The sequence below is a fragment of the Marinomonas ushuaiensis DSM 15871 genome (assembly GCF_000521805.1).
In the GTDB taxonomy this organism is placed as follows: Bacteria; Pseudomonadota; Gammaproteobacteria; order Pseudomonadales; family Marinomonadaceae; genus Marinomonas; species Marinomonas ushuaiensis.
This window is the reverse complement of record NZ_JAMB01000002.1, coordinates 73,999-93,947: the sequence shown is the minus strand read 5'-3', so window position 1 is coordinate 93,947 and position 19,949 is coordinate 73,999. Positions and strand designations below refer to the sequence as shown.

Annotated in this window: 19 protein-coding genes and 1 tRNA gene; 14 read left to right on the top strand and 6 right to left on the bottom strand. The window is 40.6% G+C overall.

Annotated features, from left to right (window positions below; genetic code table 11):
• The first annotated feature begins 48 nt into the window (after positions 1–48).
• The 4 genes from rplM (at position 49) to MUS1_RS03870 (ending at position 2,386) form a co-directional block, all read left to right on the top strand.
• Entirely contained in the window at positions 49–477 is a 429-nt protein-coding gene (rplM, locus tag MUS1_RS03885; RefSeq protein ID WP_036159386.1) for a 50S ribosomal protein L13, read from the top strand.
• 14 nt (positions 478–491) lie between these two features.
• A complete protein-coding gene (gene rpsI, locus MUS1_RS03880; RefSeq protein ID WP_036159384.1) occupies positions 492–884 on the top strand; it encodes a 30S ribosomal protein S9 in 393 nt (130 codons plus the stop codon).
• 411 nt (positions 885–1,295) lie between these two features.
• Positions 1,296–1,928, top strand: coding sequence for a glutathione S-transferase N-terminal domain-containing protein (locus tag MUS1_RS03875; protein ID WP_036159381.1), 633 nt, complete (start codon positions 1,296–1,298; stop codon positions 1,926–1,928).
• An 83-nt stretch (positions 1,929–2,011) separates the two neighbouring features.
• Positions 2,012–2,386: a ClpXP protease specificity-enhancing factor gene (locus tag MUS1_RS03870; protein WP_036159379.1), complete on the top strand. Its 375-nt coding sequence runs from the start codon at positions 2,012–2,014 to the stop codon at positions 2,384–2,386.
• Positions 2,387–2,492: 106 nt separating this feature from the next.
• On the opposite strand, the gene MUS1_RS03865 is transcribed toward MUS1_RS03870, so the two are convergent.
• The 3 genes from MUS1_RS03865 to MUS1_RS03855 are packed head-to-tail and all read right to left on the bottom strand — an operon-like array spanning position 2,493 to position 5,201.
• On the bottom strand, positions 2,493–3,086 hold the full coding sequence (locus MUS1_RS03865) for an SIS domain-containing protein (protein WP_036159377.1): 594 nt from the start codon (positions 3,084–3,086) through the stop codon (positions 2,493–2,495).
• 5 nt (positions 3,087–3,091) lie between these two features.
• Entirely contained in the window at positions 3,092–3,475 is a 384-nt protein-coding gene (locus MUS1_RS03860; protein ID WP_051436093.1) for a YraN family protein, read from the bottom strand.
• Positions 3,426–5,201 carry a penicillin-binding protein activator gene (locus MUS1_RS03855; RefSeq protein ID WP_245595733.1) on the bottom strand — a complete coding sequence of 592 codons (1,776 nt, stop codon included), beginning with the start codon at positions 5,199–5,201 and terminating at the stop codon, positions 3,426–3,428. The genes MUS1_RS03860 and MUS1_RS03855 overlap by 50 nt, the downstream gene beginning before the upstream one ends.
• A 114-nt stretch (positions 5,202–5,315) precedes the next feature.
• On the opposite strand from MUS1_RS03855, the gene rsmI reads away from it, so the two are divergent.
• Positions 5,316–6,179, top strand: a complete 864-nt coding sequence (gene rsmI / locus MUS1_RS03850) for a 16S rRNA (cytidine(1402)-2'-O)-methyltransferase (protein ID WP_036159372.1) — start codon at positions 5,316–5,318, stop codon at positions 6,177–6,179.
• A 246-nt stretch (positions 6,180–6,425) separates the two neighbouring features.
• Entirely contained in the window at positions 6,426–6,905 is a 480-nt protein-coding gene (locus MUS1_RS03845; RefSeq protein WP_036159713.1) for a Spy/CpxP family protein refolding chaperone, read from the top strand.
• Positions 6,906–7,060: 155 nt separating this feature from the next.
• Here the strand turns inward: MUS1_RS03845 and aroA are convergent, their stop codons facing one another.
• Both aroA and MUS1_RS03835 read right to left on the bottom strand, forming a co-directional pair.
• The gene (gene aroA / locus MUS1_RS03840; protein ID WP_036159370.1) at positions 7,061–8,338 is read right to left on the bottom strand and encodes a 3-phosphoshikimate 1-carboxyvinyltransferase; all 1,278 of its coding nucleotides are present in this window, start codon (positions 8,336–8,338) and stop codon (positions 7,061–7,063) included.
• Positions 8,339–8,613: 275 nt separating this feature from the next.
• The gene (locus MUS1_RS03835) at positions 8,614–9,123 is read right to left on the bottom strand and encodes a YchJ family protein (RefSeq protein WP_036159367.1); all 510 of its coding nucleotides are present in this window, start codon (positions 9,121–9,123) and stop codon (positions 8,614–8,616) included.
• A gap of 80 nt (positions 9,124–9,203) precedes the next feature.
• Between MUS1_RS03835 and sbcB the strand changes: the two genes are divergently transcribed.
• The 4 genes from sbcB to pyrC all read left to right on the top strand — a co-directional run bounded on the left by sbcB (position 9,204) and on the right by pyrC (position 14,968).
• Positions 9,204–10,658, top strand: coding sequence for an exodeoxyribonuclease I (sbcB, locus tag MUS1_RS03830; RefSeq protein ID WP_036159366.1), 1,455 nt, complete (start codon positions 9,204–9,206; stop codon positions 10,656–10,658).
• Positions 10,659–10,667: 9 nt separating this feature from the next.
• Positions 10,668–11,702: an AI-2E family transporter gene (locus MUS1_RS03825; protein ID WP_051436092.1), complete on the top strand. Its 1,035-nt coding sequence runs from the start codon at positions 10,668–10,670 to the stop codon at positions 11,700–11,702.
• A 172-nt stretch (positions 11,703–11,874) separates the two neighbouring features.
• Positions 11,875–13,749 (top strand): DEAD/DEAH box helicase, encoded by a 1,875-nt coding sequence (locus tag MUS1_RS03820; RefSeq protein ID WP_036159364.1) that lies wholly within the window; start codon positions 11,875–11,877, stop codon positions 13,747–13,749.
• A 187-nt stretch (positions 13,750–13,936) separates the two neighbouring features.
• Positions 13,937–14,968, top strand: coding sequence for a dihydroorotase (gene pyrC, locus MUS1_RS03815; protein WP_036159363.1), 1,032 nt, complete (start codon positions 13,937–13,939; stop codon positions 14,966–14,968).
• A gap of 168 nt (positions 14,969–15,136) precedes the next feature.
• On the opposite strand, the gene MUS1_RS03810 is transcribed toward pyrC, so the two are convergent.
• A tRNA-Leu gene (locus MUS1_RS03810) sits at positions 15,137–15,221 on the bottom strand.
• 183 nt (positions 15,222–15,404) lie between these two features.
• On the opposite strand from MUS1_RS03810, the gene MUS1_RS03805 reads away from it, so the two are divergent.
• From MUS1_RS03805 to MUS1_RS03790, 4 genes are all read left to right on the top strand, one after another.
• Complete coding sequence (locus MUS1_RS03805; protein ID WP_084035545.1) at positions 15,405–16,136, top strand: DUF599 domain-containing protein; 732 nt, start codon at positions 15,405–15,407, stop codon at positions 16,134–16,136.
• Positions 16,126–16,827, top strand: coding sequence for an O-methyltransferase (locus MUS1_RS03800; protein ID WP_036159361.1), 702 nt, complete (start codon positions 16,126–16,128; stop codon positions 16,825–16,827). Before MUS1_RS03805 ends, MUS1_RS03800 begins: the two co-directional genes overlap by 11 nt.
• A gap of 173 nt (positions 16,828–17,000) precedes the next feature.
• Positions 17,001–18,929 carry a molecular chaperone HtpG gene (htpG, locus tag MUS1_RS03795; protein WP_036159359.1) on the top strand — a complete coding sequence of 643 codons (1,929 nt, stop codon included), beginning with the start codon at positions 17,001–17,003 and terminating at the stop codon, positions 18,927–18,929.
• 160 nt (positions 18,930–19,089) lie between these two features.
• The gene (locus MUS1_RS03790) at positions 19,090–19,932 is read left to right on the top strand and encodes a DNA ligase (protein WP_036159357.1); all 843 of its coding nucleotides are present in this window, start codon (positions 19,090–19,092) and stop codon (positions 19,930–19,932) included.
• Positions 19,933–19,949: the final 17 nt, after the last annotated feature.

The window sequence follows — 19,949 nt, the reverse complement described above, 5'->3', positions numbered from 1 at the left end:
TAATAGGTATAGCGTGTCATTGAACACGCGTATTGAAAGGGTTTTTTGATGAAAACTTTTACAGCTAAACCTGCTGAAGTACGCCGCGACTGGTTCGTGGTTGATGCTGAAGGCAAAACTCTAGGCCGCTTGGCTACTGAAATTGCTCGCCGTTTACGTGGTAAGCATAAAGCTGAATATACTCCTCACGTTGATACTGGCGATTACATCGTTGTTGTTAATGCAGAGAAAGTTCATGTTACTGGTAACAAAGCAGCTGCGAAACAATACTACCGCCACACTGGTTATCCAGGCGGCTTGCGCTCTATGAATTTCGAGAAGCTGATTGATCATGCTCCTGAGCGTGTTCTTGAACTTGCCGTTAAAGGTATGTTGCCAAAAGGTCCTTTGGGCCGTGCAATGCACAAGAAAATGAAAGTGTACGCTGGTACTGAGCATCCACATGCTGCTCAACAGCCTCAAGAACTTAACATTTAATACGGAAGATCATTATGTCAGCTACTCAATACTACGGTACAGGTCGTCGTAAAACGTCTACCGCTCGTGTTTTCCTTAAAGCCGGTTCTGGTAACCTTGTTATCAACAACCGTACACTTTCTCAGTACTTCGGTCGTGAAACAGCTCAAATGGTTGTTCGTCAGCCTCTTGAACTTGTTGATGCTACTGAAAAATTTGACGTTTACATCACTGTTAAAGGTGGTGGTATATCTGGTCAAGCTGGTGCGATCCGTCACGGTATCACACGTGCATTGATGCAATACGATGAGACTCTACGTCGTACTCTACGTTCTGCAGGTTTCGTTACTCGAGATTCTCGTGAAGTTGAACGTAAGAAAGTTGGTCTACGCAAAGCACGTCGTCGTCCTCAGTTCTCTAAACGTTAATATCCGTTTTAGAGTTACTATTAAAACGCTTGGTTTGTTTGCCAAGCGTTTTTTTTGCTTGGAACTTTTTGCTTTAAATAAAGCTTGTTGCTATTTTCATTGCAACAAAATGATTTTTCTAAGAAAAAAATATTCAAAATGATGTTAGAATAGCTACTTCTTTGAGGTTCATGGCTTTTTTGAAGGTATTTACTGTCTTATGTTATAGAATGCTTGGCTGAATCGCTTGGCTATGTAGGTTCAAGAGTGAAGTTATAGTTTTGATTCTATAAGGTGCGAGGTGGTGATTTTTATTCCATGAAAGAATTTTTTGTGTTGAGGTGATGGTCTAGTATTTCATTGTTTCAGCACTATATTATAGTTTGTCCTCATAAATAGAGGGCTTCGATGTTTTCAATATAGGGGTTAGACATGGGTGTTATTGCAAAGCGCTCCTCAATGACGTTCTTCTCTGATGGAGAAGATCATTACAGTCACCGAGTTCGTATTGTATTGGCTGAGAAAGCTGTCACAGTGGACATCATAGATGTAGACCCGTTTAACAAGCCAGCTGAACTTGCTGATGTTAATCCATACAACGAATTGCCGGCATTAGTTGATCGTGACCTAGTTCTTTATGAGCCAAATGTCATGATGGAATATTTGGATGAGCGTTTTCCTCATCCACCACTTTTGCCTGTATATCCGGTTGCTCGAGCAGAAAGTCGTTTGTTCATGTATCGTATACAGCGTGACTGGGCAAAGCTAGTTGATCTTATTCTTACTAGTAAAGATAAAGAGGCTGTTGCTCAAGCGCAAAAAGAGTTGCGTGAAGGTTTGATGAATGTTTCCCCTATTTTTGAGGAAAAACCTTACTTCATGAGTGATGATTTCACTATCGTTGATTGTTGTTTGGCTCCAATCTTATGGCGTTTACCTGCATTGGGTGTAGATATTCCTAAAGAGCAAGCTGGCGCTCTACATAAGTATATGGATCTTGTATTCTCTCGTGAATCTTTCCAAGAAAGTCTTTCTGAAGCTGAGCAAGAAATGCGTTTAGATTAAGCTGAAAAATGCTTTGTTTTTTACGATATCAAAAGAGGAGCTTATAGCTCCTTTTTTTTACAAAATATTAAGTAGGAGATGTAATGTTACCGAAACGATCTTATTTATTAAATGCAGCTTATGCGTGGGTTGCTGATAATGATATGACGCCTTATCTTCTGGTGGATGCTGAACAAGCGGATGTAGTTATTCCTACTGAGTTTGTTAAAGATGGGCAAATAGTATTGAACGTTAGTATGTCAGCAGTCCGTCATTTGATTATGGATCAAGAAGCAGTATCTTTTGAAGCGCGTTTTAGTGGGAAGCCTATGCAGGTTTACGTACCAATGAGAGCTGCGCTTGCTTTATATGCCAAAGAAAATGGAGATGGTTTTGTGTTTCCTGATGAGGAGTTTTTTGACGAGCCGCCGACGCCACCAGAGCCTAAAAAAGGGTTTCAGCTTAAAGTCGTAAAATAGAGTGGATAAAATACTTTATAAGATATGCGGTTGGATTGTTGTAATCAAAAAGAGCTTTTGGCTCTTTTTTTGATTTTAGTAATAGTAGGCATGTAAATGGGGTTCTTTAGTCTTCGTAGCCAAATAATTGACGTTCAAGTAAGTCTACCAATGTATGGATGACAGTCATTTGGCATTCGTGAACTCTTGCCGTACCAAGAAGATTTACCTTGATCTCTGTATCGTCTTGAGATGTTAGTGAGGATACATTTTTTGCTTCAGGGCTAGTGAGGGCGACAATATTCATTTTTCGCTCATGGGCTGCTTGAATAGCTTGAATAATAGAGGAAGTGTTTCCTCGGTTGGCAATAACAAACAAAATATCGCCTTGATTTCCTAGCGCTGTAATTTGTTTTGAAAAGACGTCATGGTAGCTGTCATTGTTAGTTATTGCTAATAGTGCTGCACCGTCGCCGCTTAAATTAATCGCCGGAAGGCCAGGGCGTTCTCTGTCCATTCTATCTAGCATTAAAGTGCTAAAATATTGGGATAAATGAGAGCCTGTACTATTCCCTATGCAAATTATTTTCCCACCAGAGGCAATACTTGAAAAAATAACTTTTGCAGCATGCTCTATATAAGGTGGTAGGCTTTCTAGTGCTTGTTGTTGAGCTTCAAAGCTCTGTGCAAATTGTGTGTAAATTGCTTCTTGAAAATCCATAGTGATTAAAATACTGCTTTAAGCCAAGTTAAGTGTTGTGTGTTTATTTCTTTATCAAATAGTACCGCATCGAAGCGACTGGCATTACAAGTTTTTTTGTTCTTTTGTAACCATAGTGCGGCACTGTTCCGTACTTTTTTGAGTTTGGAGTGTCCGAGGCTTTCTGCAGCGCTACCATGAGCGTTACTTTTACGGAAGCGAACCTCTACAAAAACATAGGTTTGTTTGTCGAGGAAAATTAAGTCTATTTCTCCTAAGCGACAAAAAAAGTTTCTTTCAATTAGATGCAGTCCTTGTTCGAGAAGAAAGCGTTCGGCCTCTTGTTCTGCTTTTTCGCCGCTATTCTTCGCTTCCTTCCTTTTGTTGAAAGAATTGATTACTTGTCGCATATACCAAATTTCCTTTTCGGTAAGTCATGATTTCAGGTCTTTTATGAAAGATGCCTTTGTCATCGATTGTGATGATGCCAGTGTTTGCTGAAACTCGGGTGCTTGGCAACAAGGTAAATAGCTGATGTTTATTTGCAAGTAAATAAGCGTCTGCTCCAAGTGCCTGTAATCGCCGTAAAATATTTGAACTTTGTTTTTTATCTAAAACCTCAAGGGATCTACTTTTAGGTGTTAGTGCAGAAATTTCAGTAAAAATAATGCGTTCTATATCACTTGGGTTTGTGGATTTTTCTGGGGCACTGTCGTTCAGTGTGCTACTAGCAAGCATTGGGATTTTTTCGGCGAAATAAAAGTCTATTAGTGGTCTTATTTGCTTGGCATCATTTAATTTTCCGATGTAATAGACGTAATCAAGGTCTTCACGAGATCGAGCTATGCTTTCGACTTTTGTCCTTGTCCATTGCTCTATCAGTTTTTTGCGAGCGTAGCTCTCATCAACTAAAAGTAGTTTTTGTATGGCATCTTGTCTGCCTCTTGGTGTATTGGCATAGGACTGATTGGATGTGATGTTTACATTTTCTTTTTCTGCCGCAGCACGAAATTCATCGCTTTGTTTTAGAGCCCATGTATCTTGAGTGCTTAGTATGGCAGCATTAGTGGCGCCTTTTTGCTTCGCAAAATTAATTAGTTCCTGTATTTCATCTTCTGCATTGAGTGAGAAGTGGAAAAGGTTTTTCTGGTGTTGGTTAATATCAAGCTGGTTTAAAGCAATAACAGGGTAAGGTAGATTTAAGCGGCTGACTTGGGCAACATTGTTTTTTTGCAAAGGGCCAATGATAATGTCTGGCTGTTTCTCATTGGCTGCATCTAACGCATTTTTGACGTTATCATAGTCATCAATATTGATGATGAATACTTGTGGTCTTGCTTCTTTCTGGTTGTAGAAATTTGCAAAAAAACCATCAATGATCGCTTGAGAGGCACGTCCCAAATTACCATTCATGGGTAGCATTAAGGCGATTTTTTGAGGTGCCATTTCGCCAAGAGATGCCATAATCTGATAATCTTGAGGTGGTGACGAGGCAGCAGGATGATCTGGATTTTCTTGTTGCCATTTCTCAAATGTTGCTAATTGTTGCTCAATGGAAAGAGATTGGTCCCTTAATATATCACTTATGGTTAGCCAGCCATTTAGTAAAGGTCTGTTTTGTTGGTAAAACTCATCTTCTTCATTTTGTGTTAGGTTCTGAATGGCTAGCCATAGTTTTGCTTGGTTTTCTTCGCCTTGCCCAAGTGGCAGGTTATATGTCAAGTCCATACGAATAGTGACAGCTTCTGGCCAGTTGCCAAAGTGCTCAAAAACCGTTGCTCTGGTTTCTTTAATCGCGTTCTGATTATCTGGATGTCGAGCTGTAGAAAGCAACTCGGCTTCTTTTAAATAATGGAACGATTCATTGGTTTTGTCTAAATACGATGCGGCATGCGCCGCAAGTAAATAAGCTTTAAATTGAATTGGAGATGATGAATATAAGACGTTGTTTTCTAGTTTATCAATAACTTGTTGGTAATCACCTTGCTCGTATAGCGTTAGAGCAAGCTGGTAAGTCGCTTCTGTTTCTTGAGATAAAGTTCTTTTTTCTAAAGGGTGATACACACTTTCCTGTGTGTTTTTTCCTTGCGAATCTGTTTTTTCTGAGATTTGTGCCGTATTTTGCGGTTGATCCATATTTAAATTCATGGAATTACAAGCACTCAGCAGAAAAGAGCAAAGAGTTAATGATATGATGCGGTAATTAATTAGGCTCATAAGCTTACATAGATGACAAATAAAAGAGGTCACATGGTACCACATAGTTCTGATGATGTTAGGGGCTCGCTGTACATAGTTGCGACACCCATAGGTAATCTAGACGATTTTAGTAGAAGGGCTGAACAAACTTTACGAGAAGTCGATTATATCGCCGCAGAAGACACTCGACATACCCGCCGTTTATTGAACCATTTTGGTATTGACGCGAAATTGTTCTCTATTCACGATCACAATGAAAAAGATAAAGCAGATTATGTTGCCACCTTATTAGATGAAGGTAAAAATGTGGCTTTAGTATCAGATGCTGGCACACCTTTAATCTCAGACCCTGGTTATCATGTGGTTCATGCCTTGCGTGATAAAGGACATAAAGTGTTACCAATTCCCGGTGCTTGTGCCTTAATTTCTGCTTTGTGTGCATCGGGCTTGCCAACAGATCAGTTTTTCTTTGCTGGATTTGTTCCTGCAAAATCGAAAGGCCGTTGTGATTTGTTTGAATCCTGGAAAAAGCAAACGGGAACAGTTGTCTTCTATGAATCTACTCACCGTGTATATGATTCTATTACAGATGTTCAAAAGGTCTATGGTGATGATGCTCAGCTTGTTCTGGCTCGTGAAGTAACCAAAACATTTGAAACCTTTTTATCAGGAACAGCCGCTGAGATTTTAGCTATGTTCGATGCTGATGCAAACCAGCTGCGTGGTGAATTTGTTGTGATGCTGAGCTTTACACAAGAGAGCGGTAATGAAGTCGAGCTAGAAGTAAAACGTATTTTGACGATTCTGTTAGAAGATTTACCTGTTAAGCAGGCGGCTGCAATGGCGGCTAAGCTAACAGGTGAAAAGAAAAACTATCTTTATAAGATGGCTCTGGAAATGCAGAGCGAAGAATAATTTGAAGCAAGTGATCACGCTTTCGTCAATGAGATTAGGGTGTGTTTTTAATAACTTGTGACTAATTATTAATGCTGACTTGTGCTGATTGGATTCAACTCAAATATGTACCATTTTCTTACAAGCTCATGACACGCTTAAACCTTGATTCCTTTCTCTTTGGAACTGTTTGACTCAAAAAAAGACATAATGATTGTCATTGAAAGCAAACAAATTCAAAGCAAGCGAATCAAAAAAGGAGTGTTTATGTTATATCGTAAAAAAGCGGGTATGCTCGGTGTTATTGGTCTTAGTGCGGCAATTGTTACGGGCGTTGCGGTAAACGCCTTTGCAGATGATGAGCCAGCACTAGCTGATAGCAAGCAAGCGCAACGTTCACCAGCTGTTAAGGCTGAGGCGCCAAGTCATGAGCAACTTGCTGATCGTTTATCGCAAGAACTCAGTTTAAATGATAAAACGCGCGATAAAGTGTCTGATTTATTTGAAAAAGACAGTGAAACGATTCGAAATATTCAAGAGCAACTTCACAGCACGCAGGTTGAATTGAGCAGTCTTTCACCAAGTTCGAAAGGTTACTTGAAGAAAGTAAGTGGTTTGGCAGAAGAAAGTGGCGATCTGACAAAAGAGCTCACTATTGCGTACGCTGAAAATCGCTCAGAATTGTACGCGCTTTTAACCCCTGCACAAATATCCAAATTAGAGATGGTAGATAAGCCACAGCAATAATATTAATTGCAGCTATTTCCCAAAGTGAAAAGTATGCCTCAGCCATTTAGTGCTGGGGCTTTTTTATGTCAAAAAAACGCCTTGCTCTAGTTGTGCGCTAGGAGCAAGGCGATTATGTAACATAGTTACTGAGAGTGTTTGCTGTTTGAGGCTAATCAGCTCGCGACAGTGTTAAATAACTCAAAATAAGTCGGGAAGGTTTTTGATGTGCAGCCAGGGTCATTGATGGTGACTGGCGTATCAGAAAACGCGACTAAGGAAAAGCACATGGCAATTCGATGATCATTGTAGGTATCGATGGCCGCATGTTTAAGTTTGTTTACTGGCGTTACTTTGATGAAGTCTTCACCTTCAATAACATCCGCACCTAGTTTTTTTAACTCTGTTGCCATGGCGTATAGGCGATCCGTTTCTTTTACGCGCCAATTATAGATATTGCGAATGGTTGTTGGGCCTTTGGCGAATAGGGCGGTTGTTGCTATCGTCATGGCGGCATCAGGAATATGGTTCATGTCTAAGTCGACGCCATTTAGTTCGTTATGTTCCGCTTCAATCCATGTTGGGCCGTAGGTTATTTTCGCGCCCATTTTTTTAAGAACATCAGCAAACTTTACATCACCTTGAACGCTGTCTGAACCTACACCATGTACTTTGATTTTTCCTCCTGCAATCGCCGCCGCAGCAAGAAAGTAAGAGGCAGAAGACGCATCACCTTCTACCATGATTTCACCAGGGCTTTGGTAAGTCTGTTGACCTTTTACAACAAAGGCTTGGTAATTTTGATTTTCTACTTCAACACCAAATTGCTTCATAGCGTGAAGAGTGATGTCTATGTATGGCTTAGACACCAATTCGCCATCGACTTTAATTGTTAGGTCAGCTTGAGCCAATGGTGCGCTCATTAGAATTGCGGTTAAAAATTGGCTTGAAATATTACCTTTGATGGAGACTTCACCGCCAGATAAGCCGTTGGCTTTAATACAAAGTGGTGGGTAGTTTTTTTCGCCTTCGTAAGTAACATCAACCCCTAAGCTTTGTAGTGCATCAACAAGGTCGCCAATTGGGCGTTCGTGCATCCGTGGCTCACCGTGTAGGTGGAATTCACCTTTCCCTAGACAGAGTGCAGCAGTAAGAGGGCGCATTGCTGTTCCAGCGTTACCAAGGAATAAATCACCAAATTTGGCCTGAATTGGACCGCTTAGGCCTTCTAGAATACAGGTCGTGCCTTGGTCTTCTAGAGTATATGAAACACCAAGTTTTTTAAGGCTTTCTAACATGAAACGAATGTCGTCACTGTCGAGTAGGTTGGTGATTTTTGTTGTGCCTTTTGCCAGAGTGGCGAGTAAAAGGATACGGTTTGAAAGGCTTTTTGAACCTGGAATTTGGATCTCACCTTCTGCTTTTGAAAGAGGTCCTAGCGTAATTGAATTCATTGTTAAGTCCATCACAGTGGTTTTTGTTTGTTGTAGTTTTTTGCAGCGGTTGGATATTACTCAAAAAATATAATCGTCCGAAAAATATGTCCGTTTGTAAGTGGTCGCGTCACTCTGTGAGAGAGGTCAGTCTTGAATATTAATCAGTATACATTCGATAAAGTGCTGTGTCAGTTCTGAGGGAGCTTAATGGGGTGGAAAAAAAATAAATGGAGCGAGAGTGGTAAAGCGAGAGTTTGTGAAAAAAATCATCATTAGATATAAATGTTGTGCCATTAATTAACGGCACAACATTTTTTGAATTTTTTTCCGGACCCGCATGAGCATGGATCATTACGTCCTATTTTCATTCCTTCAGAGTTGACGAGTGGTGTGTTTTTTTGTACCTCATGTTCACCTGAAATATAAAACCACTGTCCTTTGGTTTTCTTGAATATAGAGCGCTCACTTAAGCGGCCAATATGCTTACCTTCTTTAAAATGGGCTGAAAATGAGACAACGCCTTGTTTGTCTTTTTCTAAGCCTTCTTCCACTTCGTTGATTTCTAGCTTGATCCATTGTGTATGCTCGTTACTGTCTTTTATGTCGGCAGTCGTTTGCTTTGGATCGTCTTTTATTTTCTGTGTCGCTGCAATGTAATCAAAATCGCTTATAGCAAAAGCGGTATAGCGAGAACGCATTAATACTTCAGCAGTTGGTGCAGTGCCAGGGTTGTTATGATACATGCCGCAACATATTTCATAAGGGGTTCCTGTTCCACAAGGGCAATTTACAGGGATTGGCATAGATAAACTCCTCTCATCGCCAAATGCATATCAAGGTGCGTATAATACGGCTTTTATTTAATGGCTAACAGGAATTATTTGTGACTTCATCGGGCCCTACTTCATTTTTTTGGTTTGACTTTGAAACAACCGGAACGGACCCTGCGCGTGATCGACCTATGCAATTTGCAGGCATTAGAACAGATTTGAATTTTAATCCCATCGGCGAACCTATTATGTTCTATTGTCGTTTGGCTGAAGATGTTTTGCCGCAGCCTGATGCGTGTTTGTTGACAGGTATTAGTCCGCAGGACGCGAACAGGGAGGGGATGTGTGAAGCTGAATTCATGCAAGCGGTAGAAGCTGAATTGTCTTTACCAGGTACCTGCGCTCTCGGTTACAACACTATTCGTTTTGATGATGAAGTAGTGCGTCATGGCTTTTATCGTAATTTTATTGATCCTTATGCACGAGAGTGGCAAAACAACTGTTCTCGCTGGGATATGATTGATCTTGTTCGAATGACATATGCTATGCGTCCAGAAGGCATTGTTTGGCCAAAAAATGAAGATGGACAAGTTTCAATGAAGCTTGAGGCGTTAACTAAAGCGAATAATATTGCGCATGAACAGGCTCACGATGCGTTGTCTGATGTGTATGGCACAATTGAAATCGCCAAATTAATTCGCAGTAAGCAGCCTAAGTTATTTAGTTATTATTTGAAAATGCGCCAAAAACATGAATTGCAACAGTTTATTGATGTGGCCCGTTTGAAGCCTTTTTTGCATATCTCTGGCATGTTCGGGCAGGCTAAACATTATTCTGCTTTCGTTGTGCCTATTGCGCCACACCCAACAAATAAAAACGGCGTCATTGTTTATGACTTAATGGCAGATGCGCAGCCGTTAGTTGATTTAAGTGTGGAAGAAATTCGTCATCGTGTTTTCACTCGACAAGAAGAGTTGGGAGACTTAGAGCGATTGCCATTGAAAGTCATCCATTACAATAAATCACCAGCGGTGGCGCCAGCGACTTTTTTGAAAGATGCAGATGTAGTGAAGCGTTTAGAATTAGATGGTGCTAGGTGTCGTCATAATCTTGCCCTTATTAAAGGTCATACTGGTTTGGCTGCGAAACTCAGTGATGTGTTTACGCAAGAAGACCGTCCGATCTTAAAAGACCCTGATCTTATGTTGTATTTTGGTGGTTTCTTTTCTCGTGAAGATAAGGTGAGGATGGAGACGATCCGCTCTACACCTGTTGAGGCTCTGTCAGAACTGGCTATGTCATTTGATGATCGTCGTTTACCTGAAATGTTAATGCGTTATATTGGTCGTAATTACCCAGATCAATTAAGTGAGCAGCAAAGAGTTGAATGGGAAGAATACAGACAGATTCGTTTGCTTGAAAAAGATGGTGGCGGCTCTATTAATATGGAGCAGTATTTTGATCGATTAAATGAAATCGCTCAAACTCCGGATTTACCAGCCGTGAAACAGGTTATGTTACAAGATTTAGCCGATTACGGCCAAAGCATTTATCCTATAGCTTTATAAGGAATAGATATGACTGAACAGCACAAAGGAATCCATTGGCTTGTTGGTTTTGCTGCCTTTGTCATTATCATTGCGGCATTAAAAGAGGCTTCTCAAATCGTTGTGCCTTTTATGTTGTCTGTTTTTATTGCCATTATTTGTGCGCCAGCTATGTCGAGTTTGCGACGACGTAAAGTGCCAACTTGGTTGGCAATTGTCTTGGTGGTGTTTGTGATATTGACCGGAGTGAGTTCTGTCGCATTATTGGTTGGCGCTTCTCTAGATGAATTTTCCAATCAATTGCCAGACTATAAGCAGCGTTTCGCTGAAGAAACATCCAATGTGATTAAGGTGATTAATAGCTTTGGGTTGCATATATCTTACGATCAAATAAAAGGCTATGTAGATCCTTCAGCTTTAATGCAAATGGTGGCTAGTACACTACGTGGTATTGGTGGTGCATTAACAAATCTTATTTTGGTTGTCATGATTGTGATTTTTATTTTATTTGAAGCTGTTGAGTTGCCGAAGAAGCTGTCTTTAGCCTTTAGTGATGCATCTCAGTCGTTAGATCGGTTTGAATCTTTTATTAAATCAGTCAACCGTTATTTAGTGATAAAAACCTTAGTCAGTGTTTTAACCGGTGTGCTGATTACATGTTGGATGTGGGTGTTAGGAGTTGATTTTCCCGTACTATGGGGTGTTTGTGCCTTTTTGTTGAATTTCGTACCCAATATAGGATCGATTATTGCCGCGGTTCCAGCTGTGTTGTTGGCATTTGTTCAGCTAGGTGGGCTTTCTGCCGGATTAACTGGGATGGGCTTCTTGGTTGTTAATCTTATTGTGGGGAATGTTATTGAACCTCGTTACATGGGTAAGGGGTTAGGGCTTTCTACCTTGGTGGTATTTCTTTCTTTGTTGTTGTGGGGTTGGGTTTTTGGCCCTGTGGGAATGCTGCTTTCGATTCCATTAACCATCATCATGAAGCTGGCTTTTGAGGCAAATCCAAAAATGCATTGGTTGGCGGTTATGATTGACTCTGAAAGCGATGGCTCCAAGCATTAAGTTTTTATATAGAAGAGAAGATGTTAATCTTATTTGAATCTAACTGGTTATTTTGACTTTTTTTGTATATACTTCGCCATCGGATTTTCGTCCGAAGGATTCTAGGGAATTTTATTAAGGCATGTAAATGATTACAGGCCTTATACTCATCTAAAAAAAGGTACTAATTTACATGTCCGATGCTGAAACTCAGCCTACATTTGATTCGTTGGGTCTAATCGCCCCTGTTCTTAAAGCGGTTGCTGACTTAGGTTACGAGCAACCATCTGCTATCCAAGCGCAAAGTATTCCATATTTACTAGAAGGTCGTGATCTTTTAGGACAAGCGCAAACGGGTACTGGTAAGACGGGAGCCTTCGCGCTTCCTTTGTTGTCTCGCATTGATATTACAGATAAAACGACACAATTACTTGTTCTGGCTCCAACTCGTGAACTTGCTATTCAGGTCGCTGAAGCATTCCAATCGTATGCTCGCCACCTTCCAGATTTCCATGTTTTGCCAATTTATGGCGGCATGTCATATGACACTCAACTTCGTCAGCTAAAGCGTGGCGTTCAAGTTGTTGTTGGTACGCCTGGTCGTGTTATGGACCATATTCGTCGTAAAACATTAAAATTAGATGGCCTTAAAGCACTAGTTCTTGATGAAGCTGATGAAATGTTGCGCATGGGATTCATCGATGATGTCGAATGGGTTCTAGAGCAAACACCACCAACGCGTCAAATTGCTTTGTTCTCTGCGACAATGCCTAATGTGATTCGTCAAGTGGCTAACCGTCATTTGAATAATCCAAAAGAAATCAAAATTGTTACGAAAACATCGACAGCAATGACGATTACTCAAAAATACTGGCCAGTAAGTGGTTTGCATAAGCTTGACGCTTTGACTCGTATTCTTGAAATGAACGAACACGATGGCATGATCATCTTTGTTCGTACAAAAGCGGCAACAGTTGAATTAGCTGAAAAGTTATGTGCTCGCGGTCATGCTTGTGAAGCCTTAAACGGTGACATCAGCCAGAATTTACGTGAACGTACTGTTGATCGTATTAAGAAAGGTCAAATTGACATTCTAGTTGCGACTGATGTAGTAGCTCGTGGTTTGGATGTAGAGCGTGTTAGTCACGTTGTAAACTATGACATCCCATACGATACAGAGTCTTATGTTCACCGTATCGGTCGTACAGGTCGTGCTGGTCGTTCTGGTACAGCAATTTTATTTGTTGCTCATCGTGAACGTCGCATGTTGCAAGCTATTGAGCGTGCAACACGTCAGCCAATCGAAAGTATGACACTTCCGACTGCTTCAGACATTAATGAACATCGTGTTAATCGTTTTAAGCAGAAAATTACAGATGTAATGGACAATGAAAATCTTGATTTCTTCCTAGAGCTTGTACAGAGCTACCAGAAAGAAAACGAAGTTGATCCATTGAAAATGGCAGCGGCTTTAGCTCATATGGCTCAAGGCAAAACACCATTGTTGTTATCTGAAATGGAAGTTCGCCAAGAACGTAGAGATCGTCGTGATGATCGCGAAAATTCTCGTGGTGATCGTGGAGAGCGCGGCGACCGTGCCCCACGCGAACGTAAAGTTCGTCCGGTAACAGCTGAAGCTATGCCTTTGAAAGATGACCCAAGCACGTCTATGACGCGTTATGTTGTCCAAGTTGGTTACAGTGCAGGTGTTAAACCTGGAAACATCGTTGGTGCGATTGCAAATGAAGCGGAAATCGAAAGCCGTTACATTGGTCATATCGAAATTTATGAAGATTTTGCAACAGTTGATTTACCAACTAACTTGGAAGCAGGTGTGTTGGGTAAATTAAGCAAAACTCGTATTTGTGGTCAACGTACTGATATCGCTAAATTGGAAAATGCGGATGAGTTGAATAAGCGTGCAGCAGCACCTTCAACTCGTAAGCGTCCTTCTGGTGGCGGTGATCGTCGTCCATCAAATGCTGGTGAGCGCAAGCGTCCTGCTGGTGGTCGTGGTGAGAGTAACCGCGGTGAACGTCGTCCAAGAGCGCCACGCAAAGATAGTTAATCTGCTTTGTTAGTTACAAATCTTAAAAAGCCGAATCTTAAATCAAGATTCGGTTTTTTTTCGCCTATTGGTTTTTATGGAGAAAGACTAGGGCGTTACACTCTGCTACTTAGAATAAGATTCTGTTAATATACAACGACTTTATTTTCTCCTATCCTGAATTCAAGACTCAAATAAAAGGTCAATGATGAACGAAATTACTATAATCAAGCCAGACGATTGGCATTTACATTTTCGCGATCAAGATATGTTGCTTGAAACGGTACCGGCGACAGCTCGTTGTTTTGAGCGCGCGGTAGTGATGCCTAACTTAGTTCCGCCAGTGACAACTGCTGAGTTAGCATTAAGTTATAAAGAGCGCATTTTAGCTGCACGTCCTGCGGGCAGTACTTTTACACCAGTTATGACAATTTATCTTACGGATAAAACCAGTGTCCAAGATATTAAAGATGCAAAAGCGGCAGGGGTATTAGCTGCAAAAATGTATCCAGCAGGTGCGACAACAAATTCTGATTCAGGTGTGAATTCTCTTGAATCACTTTATCCTGTATTTGAAGCTTTAGCCGACAACAACATGCTTCTTTTGATTCATGGAGAAGTGACACAGAAGCACATTGATATTTTTGATCGTGAAAAAGAATTTATTGATCAACATATGGTGAAAATTGTTGATCGCGTTCCAAATTTAAAAATCGTGTTTGAGCACATCACAACCAAAGACGCTGCCGATTTTGTATTGTCTGCTCGTGAAGGCGTTGCTGCAACGATTACGCCACAGCATTTATTGTTAAACCGTAATGATATGTTAGATGGCGGTATGCGTCCGCATAATTATTGTTTGCCAGTTCTGAAGCGCAGTACCCACCAAGAAGCGTTACGTGCAGTCGTAAAATCTGGTTCCCCAAAGTTCTTTCTAGGAACAGACTCAGCGCCTCATACTAAAAACCGCAAAGAGTCAGATTGTGGTTGTGCCGGCTGTTACAGTGCTTGGTCTGCTTTAGAGCTATACACACAAGTCTTTGACGAGTTGGATGCGTTAGATAAGCTAGAGGGGTTTGCAAGCCTTTATGGTGCTGATTTCTACGGATTACCTCGTAATGCGGAAACGGTGACTTTGGTGCGAGAAACTTGGAAAGTACCAGCAAGTATTACTTTGTCAAATGGTGAGCCTATTGTGCCGTTCTTTGCAGGCAAAGAAGTGGCTTGGAAGCTAAAATAAAGATTCACTGATTTTTGAATGAAAAGTACGTTAAAAGCCGAATTTAGAAATAGATTCGGTTTTTTCTATTTAGGGATAAAGAGAGTTTGCTAAAAGGCTTAATAGAAAGTTTTAGAACATGAATGCAAAAGATGAATAGTGAAGGGTAATAAAGGTGCTAATAAAAAATGGTGCGGATGGAGAGACTCGAACTCTCACGCCGTGAAGCACTGGAACCTAAATCCAGCGTGTCTACCAATTCCACCACATCCGCATGTCGTGTTGACGAGCCGGAATATTACCGATATTTGGCGTCTATGCAAGTCTTTTTTGTTACGAGTCTAGATTATCTCTTTTCTTAATTGAATGAGAGTTTTATAAGAGTAATCAGGGACATATAAAAACAAAAATGATTTAATGAAGGCTTCATAAACTGTTACTAATGCAGAGTTAAATTATGGAAAGTCGTTCGGTTTCTTTGTTGTTTAATACGTTGGATCTAACTACTCTTTTTGTCTTTTTTACATGTTGGTGGGGGTATGCTGCCTATGCACAATACAATTCTCGTCGTCGACCTTGTTTAGTTAGCGTGTTACATCAGTTTAGATTGGCGTGGATGTCTCGTTTATTGCGCCGAGATAATCGAATTGCCGATGCTTCTGTGATGGCGAATTTAGAACGAAGTAGCTTGTTCTTTGCATCGAGTAGTTTGCTGATTATTGCAGGGCTTTTTACCGCTTTTAATTACTCTGAGAAAGCTCTAGGTATTCTGTCTGATTTTTACCTTCTAGCGCCAATGAGTCAGCAAGAGTGGGAATTAAAAATTATCGTATTGGTTGTTATTTTTGCTTATGCATTTTTTACCTTCACTTGGTCAGTTCGACAATACAACTTTTGTTCAGTATTGGTCGGTAGTGCGCCTTTGGCGACCGAGCGAGGCATAGAAGACAGTGAGCGAGAAATGTATGCGAATCACATGGCGCAAATTTGCAGCTTGGCTGCGAACCAGTTTAATTATGGTTTGCGAGCGTATTATTTTGCGATGGCATTTTGTGGTTGGTTTCTTGGCCCTTATTTTTGTATGGCGGCGAGCTTTATGGTTGTCGCTGTTTTATATCGCCGGGAGTTTCGTTCGAAAACCTTCAAAACATTGAGCCGTGGACTCATTATGAAATCTCATGCTTCCTAATTTTCCTAAACCTTTACCCGAAGATGATAAGCCTGTTAATCGAACCGTCAATGTTGATGACAGGCTATATCAATACTTAGTTAACGTGTCTGTTCGTGAAACTGACTTATTAAAAGCATTGCGTCGAGAAACTGCTCAATATCATATGGCACGAATGCAGTTATCTCCAGAAGTTGGTCAATTACTTGCTTTGCTAATTAAACTTCAGTCACCTAAGAAACTTCTCGAAGTTGGTGTTTTTACGGGTTACAGCACGTTATCGATGGCGATGGCAATGTCAGAAAATGCTTCGTTAGTTGCCATTGAAAAAAAACAAATGTGGTTGGATATCGCGACACGCTATTTAGATCAAGCGGGCGTGAGAGATCGAGTCCAAACCTATTGCGATAAAGCTCTGCCTGTTATGGAAACTTTTCTTGAGAGCCAAGCAGGGTCTTTTGATTTTATTTTTATCGATGCCGACAAACAAAATTTATTGGCTTATTACCATTTAAGCAAGAAGCTGCTTCAGTCAGGTGGTTGTATTGTGATTGACAATACGCTCTGGTGGGGGAATGTTGCTGATGAGGCGTTTACGGATAAAGACACCTGTATCGTTCGTGAGTTAAATAAAACCATTCACCAAGATCTCGATGTTGAATTATCTCTGTTACCGATTGGTGATGGTCTAACGATAATCCGAAAAAAATAGTTATATTTCTGCGTTTTTCTCATTACCCATAGATTTATTGTGACTTTTTCCTTTTTTTGATTCACCAGCCTCTTGAAATTGCTTCAAGAGGCTTTATCTATGTTGCACAAGTGAAAAGAAATACGCCTTTGGACTTGGTTCAAAGGTTCATTCAAATAGGAGCAAGCTATAACATGGCAACTGATACTCAAAAAGAAACGTTAGGATTCCAAACAGAAGTTAAACAACTACTTCATTTGATGATCCATTCTTTGTACTCAAACAAAGAAATCTTTCTAAGAGAGCTTATTTCTAATGCATCTGACGCAGTAGACAAGCTTCGCTTTGAGTCTGTCGCTAACGCAGACCTTCTCTCTGAAGATCCAAATCTACGCGTTCGCATTGAATTTGATAAAGAAACAAATACCGTCATTATCGACGATAATGGTGTGGGTATGTCTCGTGAAGAAGCGATCACCAATTTAGGTACGATTGCCAAATCTGGTACGTCTTCTTTTCTAGAGCAGCTAAGTGGCGACCAGAAAAAAGACAGCCAATTGATTGGTCAGTTCGGTGTGGGTTTCTATTCTGCTTTTATCGTTGCCGATAAAGTTACGGTTGAAACTCGTCGCGCAGGTTCCGCTGAAAATGAAGCGGTTCGTTGGGTGTCCGATGGTTCTGGTGAATTCACTATTGAAAACATCGACAAAGCGACTCGTGGTTCTCGTATTACATTGCACCTAAAATCAGATGAAAGCGAATTCGCCGATAACTTCCGTCTACGCAGTTTGGTAACGAAATACTCAGATCACATTTCTATTCCTGTTGAAATGGAAAAGCCGGTTTACCCAGAAATGGACGAAGAGGGCAATCCTAAGCCAGTTGATGAAAATAAAGCGCCAGAGTTTGAACCCGTTAACTCTGCAAAAGCGCTTTGGACTCGTCCTCGTAATGAAGTGACTGACGAAGAATATCAAGAATTCTATAAGCACATTTCCCATGATTACCAGGAGCCTTTGAAGTGGTCACACAACAAAGTAGAAGGTAAATTAGAATACGCTAGCTTGCTTTATATTCCGTCTGTCGCACCTTATGATCTTTGGAACCGTGAAATGCAACGCGGTCTAAAATTGTATGTTCAGCGTGTCTTTATCATGGATCAAGCAGAAGCTTTTTTACCGCCTTACATGCGTTTCGTGAAAGGGGTCGTAGATTCAAACGATTTGTCTTTGAATGTTTCTCGTGAAATTCTGCAAAATGACCACGCTGTTGATTCTATGCGTTCTGCATTGACGAAACGTGTCTTGGATATGTTGAGTAAAATGGCGAAGAACGAACCAGAAAGTTACCAGAAATTCTGGGATCAGTTTGGTAATGTTATCAAAGAAGGTCCAGCTGATGACATGGGCAACAAAGACAAAATTGCAGCACTATTGCGTTTCAGTACAACAAATACTGATGCGGTAGAGCAAACAGTGTCTTTGGCTCAATACATTGAACGCATGAGCGAAGGTCAAGATAAGATTTACTACATCTATGCGGAAAGCCACAACACGGCGAAAAACAGCCCGCATCTAGAAATTCTTCGTAAGAAAGGTTATGAGGTTTTATTGCTAAGTGATCGTATTGATGAATGGATGATGTCTTCTCTGCAAGAGTTTGACGGCAAATCTTTCCAAGATGTTACAAAAGGCAAACTCGATCTAACCGATCAAGAAAACGAAGAAGAGAAAAAAGAGAAAGAAGAAAAAGCCGAGCAAATCAAACCATTGCTTGATCGCATGAAAACAGTATTGTCAGAGAAAGTGGCAAGCGTAAACTCAACCAATCGTTTGACTAACTCTCCAGCATGTTTGGTGGTTGGTGAAAATGACATGGGCTTACAAATGCGTCGTCTGCTTGAACAAGCTGGACAGCAGTTGCCTGATTCTAAGCCGTCTCTTGAGGTGAACCCAGATCACCCAATTGTGGCTAAAATGAATGACGAATCTGATGAAGAGCGTTTTGCCGATATGGCTTGGTTGTTGTTTGAACAAGCGACCTTGTCTGAAGGTGGTCAGCTAGAAGACCCAGCAACCTTCGTTAGCCGTATGAATAAGTTAATTGTTCAATTAAGTAAATAATCCCTCTGGGTTATTTTTGATAAAAAAGCTCATACTTATTGATAAGTATGAGCTTTTTCATTTGTACATCAATTCACTTCTTGAATTTGATTCCTGATATAAAATGGTTTAGCGTAATCGGGTGCTACGGATAGCACTTTTATGATTAAAGGAGTGAATCATGACCTATCTTAAAAAATGGCTGTTTATCGGCTTATTACAATTCCCTGTATTTCTTCTCGCACAAGTTGATGTGCAATTGGCTACAAGCTTTTCTGATGACGTTCACGCTGAAGATTACTTAATAAGTGAGAAGTATGATGGTGTTCGTGCTATTTGGACGGGAGAGCAGCTGATAACTCGACAAGGTAATTCAATTCATGCACCAGCATGGTTTACAGATAAATGGCCGAATGTATGGCTTGATGGCGAGCTTTGGTCTAAGCGTCATGATTTTGAATTTATTATGTCAACGGTGAGAAAAAGTAAGCCAATTGACAGTGAGTGGCGAAAAATTCATTACATGATATTTGATGCGCCTGATAAAGAAAAAACCATGCGGTTTGAAGAACGCTCTCAACGCTATACTCAAATTGCCTATGAAATGAATCTACCATACGTTATTCCCATTAAACAATTTACGGTTGCCAATAATAAAGCGTTACATCAATTGTTAGATGAGTACGTTCAAAGAGGTGCTGAGGGGTTAATGTTGCATCGTAAGTCGGCATTGTTTGAAAGCGGCCGAACAGATAACTTGCTAAAACTTAAACCTCATATGGATGCTGAGGCTAAAGTGATAGAAATTTTAAACGGAGCAGGGAAGTTCGATGGCATGATGGGGTCGATGTTGGTGGAAATGCCATCTGGTTTACGTTTTAAAATTGGCAGTGGATTTTCCGATGAAGAGCGACGATCTCCACCTAAAGTAGGAGACTATGTCACTTATAAATACCATGGTTTTACAGCGCGTGGGGTGCCTAGATTTGCGAGTTTTGTACGGCTGCGCAATCAAAATTATTAGTCTTTTTAAAACAAAAA

What these genes read in the sequence shown, in the direction of transcription:
- MUS1_RS03865 (WP_036159377.1), bottom strand. Translation starts at nt 3,086, where the DNA reads ATGGATTTTCAAGAAGCAATTTACACACAATTTGCACAGAGCTTTGAA.
- MUS1_RS03825 (WP_051436092.1), top strand. Translation starts at nt 10,668, where the DNA reads ATGACTGAACAGCACAAAGGAATCCATTGGCTTGTTGGTTTTGCTGCC.
- pyrC (WP_036159363.1), top strand. Translation starts at nt 13,937, where the DNA reads ATGAACGAAATTACTATAATCAAGCCAGACGATTGGCATTTACATTTT.
- MUS1_RS03855 (WP_245595733.1), bottom strand. Translation starts at nt 5,201, where the DNA reads ATGGATCAACCGCAAAATACGGCACAAATCTCAGAAAAAACAGATTCG.
- MUS1_RS03820 (WP_036159364.1), top strand. Translation starts at nt 11,875, where the DNA reads ATGTCCGATGCTGAAACTCAGCCTACATTTGATTCGTTGGGTCTAATC.
- MUS1_RS03845 (WP_036159713.1), top strand. Translation starts at nt 6,426, where the DNA reads ATGTTATATCGTAAAAAAGCGGGTATGCTCGGTGTTATTGGTCTTAGT.
- MUS1_RS03805 (WP_084035545.1), top strand. Translation starts at nt 15,405, where the DNA reads ATGGAAAGTCGTTCGGTTTCTTTGTTGTTTAATACGTTGGATCTAACT.
- MUS1_RS03875 (WP_036159381.1), top strand. Translation starts at nt 1,296, where the DNA reads ATGGGTGTTATTGCAAAGCGCTCCTCAATGACGTTCTTCTCTGATGGA.
- aroA (WP_036159370.1), bottom strand. Translation starts at nt 8,338, where the DNA reads ATGAATTCAATTACGCTAGGACCTCTTTCAAAAGCAGAAGGTGAGATC.
- MUS1_RS03835 (WP_036159367.1), bottom strand. Translation starts at nt 9,123, where the DNA reads ATGCCAATCCCTGTAAATTGCCCTTGTGGAACAGGAACCCCTTATGAA.
- MUS1_RS03870 (WP_036159379.1), top strand. Translation starts at nt 2,012, where the DNA reads ATGTTACCGAAACGATCTTATTTATTAAATGCAGCTTATGCGTGGGTT.
- rsmI (WP_036159372.1), top strand. Translation starts at nt 5,316, where the DNA reads ATGGTACCACATAGTTCTGATGATGTTAGGGGCTCGCTGTACATAGTT.
- MUS1_RS03800 (WP_036159361.1), top strand. Translation starts at nt 16,126, where the DNA reads ATGCTTCCTAATTTTCCTAAACCTTTACCCGAAGATGATAAGCCTGTT.
- MUS1_RS03790 (WP_036159357.1), top strand. Translation starts at nt 19,090, where the DNA reads ATGACCTATCTTAAAAAATGGCTGTTTATCGGCTTATTACAATTCCCT.
- rpsI (WP_036159384.1), top strand. Translation starts at nt 492, where the DNA reads ATGTCAGCTACTCAATACTACGGTACAGGTCGTCGTAAAACGTCTACC.
- MUS1_RS03860 (WP_051436093.1), bottom strand. Translation starts at nt 3,475, where the DNA reads ATGCGACAAGTAATCAATTCTTTCAACAAAAGGAAGGAAGCGAAGAAT.
- rplM (WP_036159386.1), top strand. Translation starts at nt 49, where the DNA reads ATGAAAACTTTTACAGCTAAACCTGCTGAAGTACGCCGCGACTGGTTC.
- htpG (WP_036159359.1), top strand. Translation starts at nt 17,001, where the DNA reads ATGGCAACTGATACTCAAAAAGAAACGTTAGGATTCCAAACAGAAGTT.